General features: G+C 61.3%; 5 protein-coding genes. 2 read left to right on the forward strand and 3 right to left on the reverse strand.

Annotated elements, in window-relative coordinates; translation table 11 throughout:
- The first annotated feature begins 8 nt into the window (after positions 1-8).
- Positions 9-7217: a hypothetical protein gene (locus tag NKI96_RS24565; protein ID WP_352806688.1), complete on the forward strand. Its 7209-nt coding sequence runs from the start codon at positions 9-11 to the stop codon at positions 7215-7217.
- A gap of 9 nt (positions 7218-7226) precedes the next feature.
- Complete coding sequence (locus NKI96_RS24570; RefSeq protein ID WP_352806691.1) at positions 7227-13658, forward strand: hypothetical protein; 6432 nt, start codon at positions 7227-7229, stop codon at positions 13656-13658.
- Between the two features lie 197 nt (positions 13659-13855).
- Here NKI96_RS24570 and NKI96_RS24575 read toward each other — a convergent pair whose 3' ends face one another.
- From NKI96_RS24575 to NKI96_RS24585, 3 genes are all read right to left on the reverse strand, one after another.
- Positions 13856-14728, reverse strand: a complete 873-nt coding sequence (locus NKI96_RS24575; protein WP_352806694.1) for a hypothetical protein — start codon at positions 14726-14728, stop codon at positions 13856-13858.
- Positions 14729-15054: 326 nt separating this feature from the next.
- Positions 15055-15849, reverse strand: coding sequence for a retron system putative HNH endonuclease (locus NKI96_RS24580; protein ID WP_352806697.1), 795 nt, complete (start codon positions 15847-15849; stop codon positions 15055-15057).
- Positions 15846-18077, reverse strand: coding sequence for an AAA family ATPase (locus tag NKI96_RS24585; RefSeq protein WP_352806700.1), 2232 nt, complete (start codon positions 18075-18077; stop codon positions 15846-15848). Before NKI96_RS24585 ends, NKI96_RS24580 begins: the two co-directional genes overlap by 4 nt.
- Between the last annotated feature and the right edge of the window lie 48 nt (positions 18078-18125).

Here is an 18125-nt window from a genome sequence, read left to right on the forward strand (position 1 = left end):
TGCCCCCATTGCTGGTCGTCGCCGTCCGCCATCATCATTTCAAAAGTAATGCCACAAGGCAACATTTTTATTCTCGCACACTTTACTTATTGCATGTGGCGCAGATTTGTACTTTGCTGCTGATGAACAGGGGAGCGGTGTTCTCCCCGGCGGTGGGGACTGCCATGAGCAAGACGGCGTCGGGCAAGACTGCTGACGATCATATTGCATTCATCGCCATCCTGGCGACGCTGGACAAAGATCGACCTGGGAGCTTTGAGGTCGTTGCGGTAGGAACCCGCGCCGGAAAACCGGAAGAGTGGCGCTATGCCCGTCTCCCGCTGAAGACATTTCTCGAACTGGGCCAGCGATCACGGACTATCTTCGGGAACACCGTTCAGGACGGCCTGGTCGATCCTGGCACCACTACACCCGACGACGCGCCGGGGCCGACGCTGGCGGCTCAGCCCCAGGCTTATTCCAATGTGGTGCTGGTTGCGTTTTACACGTACGATCAGGACCCAGGGGACGGGGGGCCACAACCGGTCGCGCGGCTCGACACCGCGGGCTTCGTCGAGAACGCAGATCGAAGTCTCGATCCTGGACTCCCGACCTCCGGCAAATGGCATGTATCGACGCTCTATATCGTGCCGCATGCTACGCAGGGCGGCGTTCTTACCGCCTTTGAGCTGCAAGCACATGTGCCGATGGCGCTCAACGGCCACAATGTCGGCTCAACGGACAAGAATGGCGATCGGTTCGACAGCCGCATTCTGCTTCAGTTGTCGGCCACGCAGAAAACAAAACCGCGCTCGCTCTGGGACAAAGCCTCTTCTTCGGGCTCCGTGCCGGCGCCGAAGGCGGAACGGGATGCACTGTTTGACAAGCTGTCGCTGTCCATCACCACGAGTTCCTTTGATTCTGGTGATAGCCGCCCTTCCCTCGATGCAAACGACAAGCGGCTGTCCGAACTGGGCTACACGACACAACAAGGCACGATGAACGTCATCCCGCTCTGGGCGGACAATGGGCTTAAACAGCCTAGCGCAGCAATCACAGTTCGCCGGTGGTGGGGATTCAGGGTCGCCGAATATCGGGCCGGGACAAATATTGCGAGGCGGATAATCCTTCGCCTCGAATGTCAGTACGATCCGTTCATCGACGGTGGATCGGATAGTTTCCGCGGCGCCGTCAAAGCCCTGCTAACCGATCTGGCGCCTGATGCCACCACTATAGCCACCTCGCTCAAAATCCCTATCTTTTCGCAGGAACAGCGGCTGCAGGATGTTTCGGCCAATCTGGCCCCCGGCAAGCCGGTACGGTGGATCGTCGCCGCGCGCCTGGAGGCGAAGGCCAACTCGACAGCGCTGGCCCAAGCCCTGATGGTGGGCCTGGAGACCACCGGAATTGCGGTCGAAAATTCGCTGCGCCGAATTGCCGATGGCTCCCAGATCAGTGTGCTGCCACAGCTGTCAGATTTTGCGGTGGCCGGGGCGGCACTCCCTTGGCATATAGTCGGGCAGTTGGTTGAGAACCGCGCCTGGCGCCGCCTGATCCGGCCGGCCACCGGCAAGAACCCAGCCGATCCGCGCCGAACTGTGCTCTGGAACGTCGTCGAGCCAAGGATGCAGGACGACTACTGGAACCCACCCAAGACGGCCATCGGCAATTTGCACGTGACGGCGGCGGCGACGTTTCGCGGCATCGTGTCGAGCGACGGCGCGGTCTTGGGGAGATCGATCCGGCTGGCAATCCTGGCGCCTGGCCGGGCGACCTTCGACAGCACCGAAGACGTCCCCTGTACCCTCTGGCCATCATACCAGCCAGCTGTCACCGCACGCGACAATTTTGGCGACGTCGACGAGAGCGTACGCTTCGGCCTGTACGTCGAAGCGATGCCAAACAATCTGGATGTGGTGATAGGGGCCTTCCGACTGAACCTCCGGGCTGAACGGCCAGGCGACCCGCAGCAGATGCGCGACCAGATGTGCCTGATCCGTCAGTATAACGGTTCAGGCACGCGACTGGCGCATGGCGTGGAGCTTGCGCTGACCTTGCCGGTCTACGGCTTGCAGCCTGGAGGACAAGACGCGCCGAGCGGGGCGACGAGGACGGCAACCCGGGATCCGACACGCCAGCTGCTGGCCGATGACCTCAGGCCCAACGCAAGCGATCCACTGCTGTTTCCTGCCACTGATCCGGCGGTGAGCCGCTACGAACTGGTGGTGCGCGAGACGGCCGGGCGCGGGCGCGACCACGAGGTCCGGCTCAAGCTGCGCAGCGTCAACGATGACCGGACATCCTCAGCGACCGGGATGGTCCTGGTGATCGATCCGGAGCCATTCAGGGTTGCTGGCGTTCGCTACATCGAACCGCGCGCCGCGTCGAGCGACGAAGCCAATGAGGTCGCGGTCTGGAATGCCGGAGGCGAGGGTGGGCTGTCCTGGCGGGTCAGGGATGAGAATGAGCGCGTCGAGTTGCTGCTGCCACCGCAGGTCATTGGCGAGGCGATGGAGAAGAACCGGGCCGACGACGCTACGAGGCCGCCCGATATTTCGCCGGGCAAGCCGGCAGCGGTACGGTTCGGAGCCCCGACGGTCGTCGAGATCGATCCCACCTATGCCGATACCGGTTATCATGAACCGGGCTGGAACCTGCGGCGCATTCTTGGCTTCCCCGGCCAACGGTCGCCCGGCGCGCGCCTGCGCCAGCTTCGGGCTGAACTCGTCTATGGCCTCACCACAAGGCTGGTGCCCCAGACTGACATCTGGATAACCGAGATCGGGGCGACGATCGGCGTACCACCGCAGAAATATCCTGACGCGGCGGCTCCCCAGAGCCCGAAGGGACAGCACATCGCCTTGGCCAACGCGGTGATCGGCGCGGAAAAGCGGAGACTGTCCGTTGAAAAGCTCTGGGCTGGCGCACCCGATCAACCTCTTCGGATAGAACGAGGTCTTTCGTTCGGGCTGCGGCACCGGCGTCGCAATGCCGATGGCTCGCTTACCGATGGCGGACCGGCGACGCCCTTCCGCTGGCCGATACCCGGCGATATCCCGGCGGACCTGCCATTGTCACCGTCGCAGCGCACTATTATCGACGGCACTTTCACTGTGTCGCGCGATGATCGTGACTCGTTTTCGGGCGGCGTACCCTGGGCGTTTGAAAGCGCCAACATCCTCAGCGAGGTCTATCGGGAGCCACTCAGCGAATCGGGCCGCATCGAGGACGTCCACCTCTCGGCACTTGGCGCATGGGCCGGGCAACGGGCGCTGTTTGCAGAAGACAAGTCGGTGATCGATACCGAAGTCACGATGGGGCGGCTCCAGCGCTACAAGCTTGAGCGCATCGGCCGCATCGGCGCGCTGTGGCATCGGGCCAAGCACGTCATCATTTACGAGCGCACCGTTGTGCCGCCGCGCCAGTTCTACAATCGCCCTCCGATTGGTGCGCAGCAGGACGATCATCTGGGCCGGCCTGTGCTGCGCAAGGTGGAAGAATATGTCGAGCTCCTTCAGCCGACCCGGCGCTACCCCGAGAATGGCACCTCAATATCGGCAGCGGGATTTCTCACCGGTGTCGAGTTCAAGTCAAAGCGTATCCCTGTCGACAGCCGCTGGGGCGGCGATGTACGACGCGAAGGTTGGGCGGTCCCGCTGTGGAACACGGCATTCGCGGAGCCGGCAGCTAGCAAGCTCACAGGCGCGCTGGACAATCCCGACGATCCATCGCTGGTCTACCCCAAGCCACAGATCCGCTGCCTGTTCGCAGCGGCTGACGGCGGCGAGGCCGCGATCGAGATCGATGAGCCACAGAAGTTGGTTTTCTACACCTCGACGCTGGCGGGAGAACGCGGCGACAATACAGATGCGTGGCGTGCGGTACGCGATGTCGATTTCGTCGACCTACCGGTGCCAGTCGCAGGTCAACTGAAACCGAACAGCGAGCAGCTGACCGACGCCATGCTGGCGCCCGAACCGGCACACGTGCCCGGCTATGAGCGGCTTACGCTGAAGCTCAAGCTGACCGAGGAAACGGTGGCTCTAATGCATGGGCGCGCTGGCGATGGCCCAAGCGCAATGATGCACAACGTCACCATCGCACGATCGAGCCCTGCGAGCGGCACCAGCGCCGCCATATCGCGCGCGGCTCTGGTGGACCTGAGCATGTTTGCGGCCAACACGCGCGCCGAGATCGACGGCGCCATCGGCCGCGCCTTGGGCGTGCTTGAACGTCTGGACCCCAAGCTCAACCGATCCGGCACCGTCACAGCCAAGGATACCATCAAGGCTGCTATTCGTGCTGCGCTCCAGAAGCCGCTCGGGATCGCCTTTGAAAAGGTGCCCCCTGTCGCGGCGAAACTCGGTGGTGCGGTTCCGATGGACAACGGCACGCTGCGCAGCCGCCTGACCAGCGATGCCACCGCCGAAGTGTCGCGGCTGGCCAACGCGGCAAGGGCCTTGCTGGACGAAGCGCTAGACGGCGTTCAGCGCCCGCTACGCGCGGCTGGTGGATTCGCTTCCGGGGCACAGGCCCTGATCGAAGCGCTGAATATGCCGGGTTCGATCGATTACTATGAACTGCCGGAAGATCAACGCATCGAGTTGGTCGACACGCTGCGCGACGTGCGAGAGCGGCTTTGGGATGTCGCCGACGACGTCAAGGCCGACCTCAAGGGGCTGGCCGAGCGTGCGACGTTCGACATCGCGAAGGTCGTCGTCGCGGCCGGCGGCGAGATCCGTGCCCAGGGTGCGGAGATCGGCAAGTATCTCATCCTGGTGAGCACTGCGCTGGACGAGCTTCTAACAGCGCTGAATGCCGCCGCGGGCACGATCGACGATGCTGTGATGACTGCGGCGGTCAAGACAAAGGCTGCTCTCGATCCATTCGCCAAGGCGGTTGCTTCGGTGCGCGGCAAGATCGACACCGGAAGCAACTCCACGTCTCTGCGAGCCTTGATCACGATTTGCAGCGCCATCGAATCCGGGGCCGATCTTGCCACCACGACGTTGATGCGCCTGAATGTCGGCGACCAGATCGGGCCGGTTGATGGTGTCGTAAGAGGCGGGCTGAAACGTATCATAGATTTCGCAGCCACCCTACGCTCGACGCTTGAAACGCTGGTCGACGGGGTGGCAGACGCTAGCGGACCGCTGGCCGCGCTGCAGGCGCAGGCGGACCAGGTTGTGCAGCAGACGGTCTTGACGCTAGACCAGGCGGTCGATGAGCTCGCCGAGCAGCTCACCGATGAAACGTTGATGGAGTTCATCGTCAGGGCTGTCGTTGCCCTGTCGCAGCAGGTCGAGGGAGACGATTTCACTAGTTGGGCGAAGGATGCCATTGACGCCCTCAAGGACCTGTCGGCGGGCATCGTCCATGCCACCAAGACGCTCGAGGATGCCGTGCTTGCGGCAGACAAGGTTGCGCGTACCGTAATCGATCAGTTCGAAGCGGCGGCCAGAGCAAAGATCACCGCGGCGGTCGACCAGTTGTTTGCCGCTGCCAATGCCATCGAGGACTTGCTGCGATCGGTGCTGAGGACCGATCTTTCCGGTGCCGTCCTTGCGGCATTCGGCCTCGACCAGCCCGAGGCAATCGCCAGGCAGATTCAGGACGCGGCTGAAGCCGCTGTCGATCGTATCGCGCAGGGCGGTGAGCGCTATCTGGAGCAAGTGAAGGCCGAAATCTACGCGAGCGCGGCGCAGGCCACGCGCCAGATCGAGGAGCGTGGCCGTCAACTGCTCGGCAGCATCCAGAGTTCGGTGGCCGAGGCGCTCGGCAGCGATCCCTTGGCTCTTGCCGACCAGGCGGTCCGCCTGGCGCAAGAGGGCTCAGACGTTCTTAGACTGATCCGGGCTGTCGGTGACCCGCCCAAGAACGACCGGCTGGGGCTCAACAGACCCCAGGTCGCCTATGTGCTCAAGGAAGTCGACAAGATCATCGACATCACGCCCGCGGTGTCGCTGGTCAACCGGGTCTCCGACACGCTCGCGGCCGTCGACCAAGCGGGCAAGGCGATTGGCGACCTGATCCCTGGCATGGGCTTTCGCCTGCCTACTGGCAGGCTTGCCGAGAACATGGTCCCCGACGCCCTTAAGGACCTCTCCGTCGCCAAGTTGATCCCCAATATTGGTGGGCTCGACCTGCGCGGGCTGCTGACCCGAGCCGGCTTTCCGGATCTCGACGATCTTGAGGCCGTCAAGATCACGCAAGGCTTCGATAAGGCTGAGCGTCGTCTTTGGATGAAGGCGGTCATCGACGTGCCGTTTACTGAAGCGGTCGACATCATCACGTTCGGACCGGTGACCCTGGCCGTGGACAAGGCGCTGTTCTTTGCCGAATCCAGCATGACCGCCGGGCTCGAAGGGTCGACGCAGCGCATCACCGGCAACATCACTGGCGACTGGCGTGTGGTCTGCGGCGGGCAGGACATCATCACCTTCAGGCGGACCGGTCTGTTTTTCGATGAGAGCGGCAAGCTCGATTTCAAGATCGCACCGGAGCGGGTTGAGCTGGCCGACGCACTCGACTTCCTCACCAATTTCCTTGCCGTGTCCGGCAAGGGAGAAGGCCTTGTCGTCGAGCCCTTGATGCGCGGAAGTGTTCCGGCGGGTGTCGCAGCGACGCTTGATCTGGCGTTGCCCGATCTGACGCTGGGTGCCTTTGCCATCACCAGCCTTTCGCTGCATGTGATGTTTGGCGTTGCCGCAATTCCAGAGTTCGAAATTATGTGCGAGGTCTCGGTGGCGCAGCGCATCGCGCCGTTTACACTCAGCGTCTGGATTCTCAATGGCGGCGGCTACCTGACGCAGCGCATGTCATTCCGGCCGACATCGCGACCCAAGGCGGTTTTGAGCTACACGCTCGATGTGGGCATTGTCGCCGGTGTTGGACTCGGATTCAACTTCGGCGTTGTTTCGGGCGGGGTCTGGCTGCAGATAGGCTGCTCCATCGCCATCACCTGGACCACCGAGCAGGGCGGCAACTCGACCGTGGTCACTGTTTTCATCCTGGCGCGCGGTAATGTCGACATAGCGGGACTGGTGACCGCCAACATCATGCTGCTGCTCGAGGTTTCTTATGACGGTGCTCGGATGATCGGGCGCGGCACGCTACGCCTGAGCTTCAAGATCAGCATGTTCTACACGCTCAGGGTCAACCAAGGCGTCGAATACACCTTCATCGGCAAGAAAAGCGAGAAGGCCGGCAGCGACGACTATGCCGGGGCGTATGCCTAGGGGGGCACAATGGCTGCAAAACTGATCGTGCGGGTGCAAGCCGACTTGTTGCCACTGCTGGCGAACAAGGATGGCACCACGACTACCCAGATTGGCTTGCGGGTTTCAGCGCTGGTCGACCTCCCGGTAGGCGACGTCTTGGCGGTTACTCCGCAGGAACTGCTGCCGGATCTTTGCCCGTGGCACTGGCTGCCCGCGGCCCCGAACTTGCAGCCCAAATGGAACCCGCACGACGCCGAAGCATGGCGGCTGTTTCGGCTGGATGGCGGCGCGCCGATCGAGATCACGGCCAAGCTACCTGCTCCTGTGAACTTGGATCCCGGGCTCAATGGAGACTTCGCTTCCGCCCTCGAGCAGACGCTCGGGCTCATTGTCGACGAAGGTGCGGAAGCCGCAATCTGTCTGCCGCCGGGCGATCAGCTGATCGAGCACCGCACCGTGTTCGGCATGGTTGAGAGCCTCACCGGATCGCCACACCCGGTGCCAGCCGGCCTGCGCGTGTTCACCGTGCTGTCGGTGGCCGAGGATCTGTCCGCTGTCCGCGTGATTGCCATCCCGCGCTTCCTTCTCCCGGGTGGGGGCAGCTTCGATGTCGACAATGTCGCCTTTGTCGACATTGACCCGACGGGAGTGATAACCGCCGATGCAGCACCTGTCGATGCATCGAGTTGGGCCACTTCAGTGCAGTTCCAGCTGCGTGCCAGCCTGGTAATGTCGGAGATGACGCGGACCGCCGGTGCGGCGCGGCTTGTCGATTTGTCCAAGCTCTCGATCGGGCGCAGCGCACATGATTCCGAAACCGGTGACGAGGACTATGCCGCGCATCTGCCGGCGCGGCTTGCCGAGGCAATCGATCCGGCGGCACGCCTCATCAGTGCGCTCGATGGTGTCGTGGAGGGTCTTCGCGCCAGCCAGGATGCCGGTGATCAAGACACATTTGCGCAACTCAGAGCGGATCTGGCAGTTGTGGCGGACGGCAAGCCTTCGGCGGTGATGACGCTTCTCGAAGCCATGACTATGAACGTGTTTCGGCCAATGTCGCGGGCGTCGGACGCCGTACCAGCTGTAGCGCTTTCGCGGTTCGGCACATTGGCCCGGGAGCGCGGGGCGGATGGCTGGCGCACTGCGGCCGCCCAAAGCGCTGGTCAGATATTCCTTCGCATGCTGGACCGCGATGAAAGCGCCAACGGCGTGGTCCCCAATCCCGTTCGAGCGCCACTTATGTCTTACGCGCGCCTCGGCGCCACAGTCGGGATGACGCCCGAGGAAATCGCGCGAGCTCCTAAGGAACAATCGGCCGTGGACACGGAGGCCGGTCTTCTGGAATTCGTACGGGGCCATTGGCTGGCGCCGCTCGGCGATGCTCCCTACGTTTCACGCCCGGTGGCGGCAGGCGCACCGCGTCAGCTTATCGCCCAGTTGGTGAGCGCGCCAACGGTCGGGCCAACGATGCCGATCGTCACGACGTCCGAGGCAGTGCTGGATGCCGGCATGCTGAGCGCGCCTGGCCCTCGCTTCAATCTGGAGCTTTCAGGAATAGGGGACACGGCTCAGCTGTCACTTGGCGCCACCAAATTGCGGTTTGAGCGCACCGCTGATGCCTTGGTCACTGTAAGCGCGAATGGCGGCGCGCCGATCGATGTGGCTGCGCAGGGCAATATCGCATTGATCTTCGCTCTTGCCTTGTCATCTGATCGGTCGAGCCTTGTGGTGAGCTTTGACGCGACCGGGCAATCCCTTAACGTGTTGGCGCCGGACCTGGCGCGCGCGCCATTCTCGATCACACTTGAAGCGGTGGCCGGCGCTGTCAGCGACTTCCAGCCGCATCCTGGCGAGCCCGCCTATGCACAGCGGTTCGCTGACGCGCTGACCGCGCAGGGTGTGCGCACGGACCTGTCGCTCGCTTTCGCGGGCCCCTACCTCCCAGGTATCCTCGCCGGCCGGCAGGATTGGGCGAATGAGACCTGGCCCCCCTCGACCGAAGGCTTCGCTCAGGCTATTCGCGATGGCGTCGCCGGGCTCGTGCAACCACTCTTTACACAGCTGTCGGCAACGGTCGCCAATCCAGCCTGGCTTACCCTTCTGATGACGAAGGTGATCAGCAGCGCGCGTGATGATGCCATAAAGCTCGCTGCCATGGCCGTGCCGACGGCCACGCTTGAGCGCATCACCATGGATGCGCCCCCGCTGGTGGTCCGCATCGACCAGTTCCAGGATTTCGGAACTGACGATGCTTGGGGGCGACTTGCCGGCTATGGCGCACTGCTTGGCCGCACCACGGCACGTCCAAGCCAAGGCAACGCGCCCCAGGAATGGTGGACGCTCAACACGGCCGAACTGCTTGCGGTGGCGCCGAAGCAGCCCGACACGCCAAAATCGGTTGGACTTGTCGACCCCGTGGCGATCCAAGTCGGGCAAGGCGGCGGCGTTCGCCAGAGCCTGCTGTCGTACAACAATCGATGGCTCGCAACGGGTCTGCTGTCGGATACATTGCAGAATGACGCGCACGACCAGGCCACCCGCCCACGCCGTCCGGAGCGACTGGAGCCGCCATCGGCCAAGGCGGGCTACACGCTGCCGGCATTGTCGTTCGGCTATTCCTTCTGGATCCTGCCTTACTTGATCGGGCACGGCGGCGTGTTGCCGCTATGGCTGCGCGCGGACCCGGCCAACCCGCTTATTCGCCGCGAAGCGCCGGGAAAGCGTATCAGCGACACGCTCACGGGTGCGGTCGGCGACGCCCGATCCAAGACATATTTGCGTAGCCGCCCGATCGGCGCCCCGCGGTTCGTTGAGACGCCGGGCAAGCCGGCGCTTCCCCCGGTGCCCCAGAACGTTCCGCCGCTTGCTGCCGAACTGCCAATCCGGCCGCCGCCCATAACGTTGGAGCCAGGCCAGTCCGCGATGTTTTTCCGCGATGTCTCAGGCCAGCGCGGCATAATCTCGTGGCAAAGACCGGTCGAGGGCGAAGTGACCGGTTTCCGGGTGTTTTTGGGCGATGTGTGCAAACCAGGCACGACCTATGACAGCAAACGAACCGCCGTCGCCGAACTCGACGTGATCCTTTGGGGGACCAAAGGCGACAGCATGTCGCCCGAGCCACTATGGCAAGACAAGTTCAACAATGTCGTCAACGACTTTCGTTTATCTCTGCTCATCGATAGTGACGGCACCCAAATCATCAGCCGCACCGAACGACAGCAGGAAGTGCCCGCCCTCGCCGAAGATGAAGGGCGCTTCGATGTGACATCTGCGTCTTCGAAATGGGGCGATTGGCATGACATGTTCCTGGAGGTAGCAGTCCCGAAATCGGGTGCCGCCGCGCAATTCGAACTCCCGGTGGTTGTCGAGATTCAGCGAGGCAAGAACGACGATCTTGTGCTGGTCGATTCTCTCGTCAAGGGCAAGCCGCTGGTCGCGCCCGAGGCAAGCCATCGGTCCCGGGTCATAACGCTTTTCGACCAAATCAATCACGCCATCAAGAAAACCGTGCCTGCCGCGGTGACCTTACGGCGGCCAGGGATTGAGTTCGGTTCCTTTGAGCGCTGGATCAATCCGGCCCTGATCGAGACCACAGGTGGCCCGGAAAAACACAAGAACGCAGTCTATAAGGCGCTTAACAAAGCCTACGCGCTGTCGACAAGAGAGCCCGAACAAACCAGGACGCGGCCAGAGGTGAGCTTTGAGGATCCCGCTGTCACGGCGTTCTGCTTCGAACTCGTCGAAGTCTTCCCGCGCCAGCAGGCGATCGGCATGGGGGTAACGTCGCCCATCACCGGCGACGGCGTCTTCGCGCCGGACATGGGCAGCGTGACGTCCGGCGACGGGCGGCTGGCGCAAGTCGAGTTCGGCTATGGAGATTCTGCGAAACTCGTGTCCTCGCAAAACGGGGTGAAGGCCGTGCTGCGGCCGGGACGCATCTATGAGTTGCGTAGCTATGCGGTGGTTGCCGGTGGCAAGCAGGATTTCTCGCCGTTCCAAACTCTTGAGCGGCTTTCCGATCCTGTCCGCGCCACGCTGCGCAAGGTCAACATTGGCGGCTCCGACTATCTCCTGGCCTCGCCGAACGTCGTGACCATCGAGGTGGCCACGACCGATTTGCCGGCGGTCTATGAAAAGTCCGGCTGGTCGATTGATTCACGACTGATCATCGTGGACCGTCCGCCCACCCAACGCGAAGACACGGCGCGAATCTACCTTCCGCTCGGCCTTGCCGATCCAACCGCCCAGAAGGAAGAACGCTATCGCATGACGCGCTATGCCGCGACGGCATCGCTCTATTCCCAACGCTGGAGCTGGCGTGGACATCCGCAGGCTGAGGTCGCCGCCATGCCCGCGTCCAATTCGCTGCTCAACGGCGCCTGGACCCGGGCGCTTGCGGAGACGGCATTCACAGGGCGACGCGACGAGGATGTCGGTGATATCATCGTGCGTCGGCTGGAGAAGGCCCACATCTATGGCGGGCGAGGCAATCTGAGCGAGTCTTTGCCCACGCCCCCGTCGACCGCCGTCTTCACGAAGTCGCTCGATTGGCGAGCCGGGCTCAATCTGTGGCGTTTCGGCTTCTCGTTGACCAGTCGCTATGCACCGCTTTTCCCGCGCACCCTGTCGCCGGAAAAGCTCGCCCATCTTGATCCGAATGGCGCAGCAGCGTGGGTCGTTCAGGCGCTGCCCGACCGGCCAAGCGCCCGAACCATTGCGCGCCCCGGTCTCGCGCTGGTGCTGCCACTCACCGAACCGCTGATGGCCGGCGGCGCGACGCCGCCGCTGCTGGCGCTGTTTAACGAGCGCGTTTACGCCAACTTCAACCTGGCGGATGGAATAGACGTGGCGGTCGATGTGGCGCGCCACCCCTTCACGGTGGTTGAGCAGCAGGCAGAACTGAAAAGACTTAAGGATGAGGATCCGAACAAGCACGCCGATGCAATCCGCGACCTGGAGCATCTTCTGGCCGGCCATATCGCATCACCGACGGATACGCTGAAGCATTGGCAGGAATTCGGGCCTGACCCGATCCGCACCGGTGGCGCGCATGACGGCAGCCCGATCTTGCTCAGAACCGATGGCCCGCTGGGCTATACCTTCGATGCCGAGACCGAAGCGGGGCGCTTTGACCATGCCGGATTGCTGATCTCCCCGGTGGCGCAGGACTATCAGCCCTGGTCGATGATCAAGCTGCGCTTCCGCCGCCTTGAGGCACCCGAAGCCCTGAGCGGCTACAAGGCCATCCCTGTCTCGCCGGCAGATGTCAACGTTCCGCTGGCCGGGCACCGGTTTCCAGCCGCAGATGGCGGGACACCGATCGATTACGAGGGACTGCTGGTCGAGGTCGCGGCTCTCAGGGACGGTGATGAGGCAGAGTTTGCTCTATCGCTGGGCAGTTTCCAGGCGCCAGCTGGCTCCGCGGTCGCTGTCGATCCTACCGTCACCATTGCGGTCTCCCGCCAGCAGGGCAATTTGACCATCGCTGCCAGGACCTGGCTCGGCGAGGCCGGGACGACCAGTGTTGCAATCTCACCGCAAGAGACCGCGGCACTGCGGTTGGTGGTATCTGGCCGCGAACGGCCGGAGGGGGTCGACACATGGACGCCGCAAGGAGATGTGGCGATCAAAGTGCGAATTGGCGATACACACGCCGGCACGGATGTGCTCGAGCGGCTCGACCGCGATCGCTGGCTGGCGGTCAACTGTGTACCGCTCAGTGGAACTCAGCCGCTTGACGGCAATGCGACCGTTGCGACGAACATCCGCAGCACTGTTCGCAGCGGCAAACCAGAGGCGGTGCTCAAGCCGGTGCGCCTCTCTTCATTCACCCCGTCTGTATGGTGCCAATTTGCCGAGTCCATGTCGGTACTCGCCGCAACGCTCGGCCAAGACGAGCAGACGCGCCACATCTCGATTGGCGAACTTTTGGCGAAACCGGTGATCGACAACACAGGTATGACAGGCCTCGCATTGAGCCTGGCGTCGGCCCCGGCCGATAAGAGTCCGCCCCCTATCCGCTCGCTGGCGACAAGCCTGAGCACGGATGTCGATGCGCAGGTCGACCAAATCCTCCTGGCGGTCGTCACGCGCTACGTCACTGATGCCTTTGCTCGACTTCGTGAACGACCGGTTGGCGTGGTTCACCTCACTGACACCGAAAACCGGCCGTTGCGCGGCACGGGCAATTCACCGTTTGTCATAGCGCTTCCCTCCGACAAGACTGCGGAAGCATGGTGGGGGGACGAGGTCAAGCCGATCCAGCGCGGCAATGGCGGCAGGCTGCGTTTCCTGCGGATGCTGGTCCCCCGTTCTCGCGAACTCGGTGGGTTTGCCAACGCGACGACTCGACGGCTCAGTGATCTGTTCAGCCAGTCGCTTCTGACACCCGACGACCTTAATCCAGCCGATGCCGCCGGGCAGATACTCGGCATTTCACAGCCAATCGAGTGGCGATGAGGCCACGGCACCTCGGTTCAAACAAAGTTACTTGCCCCGCTGCAGTCTGTGCGCTGGCGACATTCAGTCCAAGGCAGCTTGCGTTCACTGCGGCGGGTCAATAGCGAACTTTGCCTTGATCATGCCATAGGTGGCCCTGCGACGATCAACTGCATCAAACATCGGAGCCAGTTCCGATCCAACCTGCTGCCCAGCAGTCATGGAGTCGGTGGAAGCTCGACTGTCAGGTCAACGATAGCCCTCGACGCAAAGGAGATCACTGGCGGCTGGTTGCCGGCAATCACCTTCTGCGAGAAGACGTCAAGACGTTCCGTCGATGCATTTCCTCCAGCCGGAACCTGATCCGGGTACTCCACCGTGATCTTGTAGGGCTTGCCAGCCTCCACAAGATATCCGCCGGACGGCGGAAACCGGGACAAATCTCGCCCCATGACGCGCACGAAGCGCTCTACAATCTTCTCTTTGCGCAAGGTGCCAGCAATACCCGCGTGCTCGATAGCGGTGCCATTCGGCGCCTGTTCTATTTTCACTACGACGGTTTTAGGGTCTTTCAACGCACCGCTAACCCGCACTGAGAGCCATGCTTTGGTCTGATCGATTGCAAGCGGGACGGGCTCGGTCGGAGCGGAGCGAATGCCAAGTCGTTCGAAGATGCGCATCATCCCAGCACTTCCACCGGCCAGGATGGCTGCACTGATCAAGAATGTCAGACTCGAGCCGGTCGGAGCCGCAGTTGTCACTCCGGCGAATGCAGATATGGCGCGATTAAAGACGTCAAGCGTAGGAAACCTGTAGGTTAGAAGCGCACTCACGATGTACATGATCGGCGTTCGCCATCCGGCGACGGGAAGGAACTCTCGAAAAAGCCGCCATTGAAAAAGCAGCTGAAAGCCCGACTCGAACAAAACGACCACCCCAAAAAATCCCAGCAGCAAGGCGCCAATGGTCGAGTAGTCAGGTTGAGCTGCACTCGTCTGCGCGAACGCGGCCTGCGGAGTTGCAGCCGCAAGTGCGATCGCAAAAAGGCCGAGTCCCCCCAGGCGACAGAGCGGCCGCCAGCCGACCGACAATCTGGGACCCGATCTGCAAACCTTGCGCTGCGAATACAATTTCCTGCTTCTGATCTTGCCGCTCGCACAAGCGAGTCGCGGTGCCGTCTGGTCTAGCGCTGCCGCCAAATACCTAATCATGTTTAGTGCCCCCCGATTGATGGTTGGCTCGCGCATCAAGGGACGGCCAACCGGATGCTTGCCGGGCAAGCTCCGCGGCAAGATCTTCGCCGCTCAATACCATCTCATGAGCAAGGCATCAGAATCTACAAGAATATTTCATGGAGTAGACGTTTTTTCACCTCGGAAACTGCTTCTCCGTGGAGAAGTGCAGACTGCGGCAAGAACTAATTTCTACTGACGCAATCACCTAACCCATTCATGCGAAAGAACGCCCGCCGAAAACCAGCAAAGGGCTGAGTGGAACTTGTTTCGTCCCGGATCTCGTCCGCAGCCTCCTTTTCTTTGTCCAAGGCCATAATTTGGTGAGCCGCATGCATCTTTGTAACAAGCAATCTGAGGGTAGTGAGACACTTGCCGCGTTCTTCCAGAAGCTCAGTCCGGTTCAAACCGAGGATCTCGATGGTCTTTTCAGCTCGTATCTTGTTCCAAGGGCTATCAGGGCAAGCAACTACGTAGACAAGCTTCAGGGATTCTTTCACATAATAAGCGAGGAGGTCTTCTGGATCATCCGCGGTGCTGCAAGGATCAATGAGGTAAGCCGGTTCGTCGGCTAATGGCTTATCCTCACTGCTAACGCGATTGGCTTCCGTTGCCACTGGGAAATGGTTGAGCTTGTAGACCTGGTTGCAGTGCCGGCAGCAAAACAGAAGATTATTCCAGTCATAGGCCAGCCACCAATAGCCGTCATGGGCCGGAGCCAATGTGACCTCGGCCTTCGGCCGGAAATGATCTATGTCCGATTCGCGGTTTACATCACGACGCCTCTCGCAATAACCGCACTTTTTCCTTTGCATCGTCCAGAGCGCCTGGCGCACGGTCTTGTTTCCCCACAAGGAGGGAAACTCCTTTGACAGCGGTTTGCGTTTTGCAGCGATCTCCTTGATCGCCGCCTTTGCGTCAACGACGTTCGGACTTATGAGCGCAATTGGAGCATCGGCAGGGCGGTCAATACGGATCATGACGTTGGACTTTCGTCTTTCTGTGCGTCCACACGCCGCTGCAGCTCCTCGATGTCTCGTCTAAGCTTCGTCTGCAAAGCTGCGTCCCTTTGATCGTCTGCGGCCATAACAGACCGGGATTCCAGAGCCTCCTCCTTGACCTTTATGTCCGTCTCGTTGCCGCTCACGCGGGCATCGTTGAGTTCCTCAACTATTCTTTGAGTGGTCAGATCGCGAGCTGACTTCAGACCGAATGCGCTCGATGTCATGATCTGATCGTAAGTCCATCCGCGATATGGCTCGAGTTTCTCTGCCAGCACAGTGTTTGACGTCTGCTCGAAGCGATACATTGCCGCATGACCCTCTTCGAGGTCCGACAGGCCACCCGCGCAGAGCGGGGAGTGGGACGACGCGATGAACTGGACTTGCGGAAACTGCCGGCTGAGCTCGAGCACGATCTCGCGCTGCCAGCGCGGGTGAAGGTGCTTTTCAATTTCATCGATTACGACGACGCCCGAAACCTGTCCCTTGATGAGATCTGGGTTGTAGAGGAACGTCCAGCCCAAGAGATCGGAGAGCCATGCGAGCGTCGCAAGATAGCCATCGCCGATTGCGCCTACTGGCACGAAGGGCCCCCAGTTCCCCTTTATCGAGAGGCCGGATTGGCCGAACTCGGTGCTGTTTGGTGGAAGCCGCAATACCTTCTCGATCTGGCGGCAGATTCTCTCCATATCCGCTCCAGCGCTCATCAAACGGCGGAGCGCGAGTTCGGGATTTTGCAGCAGCGCCTTCGGGTCGAACAGGCTCATTACGGCGTCAGTAATCGCATAGCCAGAATAGGATTCGCTGCCGAAGCCGTTGCGAAGAGCGCCATAGGCACAAACGAACAGAGCCTCGCGCGGGAAGAAAGGCGACATGGTTTGACTTAAGTCGACGCGCTGATCCGAATTCCGCGTAAGTTTTGTCTCGGCCCAGATCTCCGGGTCGGCGGGATCGGATGAGAGAAGCTGCACGCGAATGCGGCCTTCCGTCATACCCTGCCGAAGCAACTCACCCGACATCCTTCCCATAAGGCCGCTGGCGCCGGTCTGGTCGCAAAGCGCCATTGCGATGCTGCGCAGGATTGTCGTTTTGCCGAGACCATTGTCGCCAAGCAGCATAGTCCACGGCCGTGGTTTGCCATCTTCTGAAAAGTCGATCGTGATCGAGTCAAAACACCTGATGTTTTCAAGCTCCATGCTGAGGATCTTGAGTGTTCTGATCGATTTTCCCGAAACTTGCGTACGGGCGCGTACGTCCGCCAGCATCCTTTGAATGATATCAGAGCGCACTGCATAGCTCGGCATAAGAAAGCCGCCGCTGGCATGCAGGCCAACGGCTTGTCCACTATCGAGGTCGACGACAAGCGCACCGGAATTCGATCCTGGTACAATGCAATCGTGGCACAGCTGCATGTCCTCCAGCCGCGTCAAAAAACCGGGGGCGAGCGTCTTCTTGTCATGAAGATTGCCGTAGATCTGTCCCATCCACTGGGAGTCCTTGGACCGGCTGTCGAACGTCAGATAGCCTATGGTGGCAACGGCCTGGTTCGGAACGATGGTGGTCGCAAGTTCGATAGGCGTTGCCAGGCGGGCGTCGCCCGAATGTGTCTCGATTTCCAGAAACGCGACATCAGGTCCCGGTCGACTCTCGATATGCAGGACTCTGCGCAGCTTGAAGAGCAGCGAGTCCTGATCGTCGAATTCCTGGCGGAAGTCGATTTCCGCCGTAATCGGTCCGTCAACACCAGCCGTGAAGGAAAACTCCTCACCTACACGCTGCGCAAAAAGCTCCGCTACGTGGCGATTGGTGACGAGAATGTTTTCCGCCACAAGCCATCCGGTACCGACCCAATCGTAACTGAAACCGGTCAGTTCAATGCGACCCACGGTTCGGATCGCCTTTTCAAGGACTGGTCGTGCCACAGCAAGCCGAGAGACCCAAGTCTCATTAAGGTCTTCGTCGATCCGATCGACCACAGCTTCATTGTTTTTTATCGCCAGCAGCGGGCGCGCGCGGCGCAGTACAATGCTCTCAAGCTCGACCGCGTGGCCGATAACCACATCCGCTGGACCGCTAAGGCTGGTTTCAAGGTTCTCGTCAAATTGCGGCCTGTCCGCCTGGACAGTTCCATTAAATCTGCGCAATCGCTGAAGCTTTTGTTCATCTGCCATCGCCGCCTGCCCCACCGCAAATCTCAACGCCAGCAATATTTCTTGCCGACCGCAATTCGCATACTAATAGCCGCGGCAGGTCGA

Origin of the sequence: Mesorhizobium sp. M0292 (assembly GCF_040321695.1) — a bacterium.
Lineage (GTDB): Bacteria > Pseudomonadota > Alphaproteobacteria > Rhizobiales > Rhizobiaceae > Mesorhizobium.

Bases quoted from the DNA above. Each gene is read 5' to 3' on its own strand.
- NKI96_RS24570 (WP_352806691.1), top strand. From the start codon at position 7,227: ATGGCTGCAAAACTGATCGTGCGGGTGCAAGCCGACTTGTTGCCACTG.
- NKI96_RS24580 (WP_352806697.1), bottom strand. From the start codon at position 15,849: ATGATCCGTATTGACCGCCCTGCCGATGCTCCAATTGCGCTCATAAGT.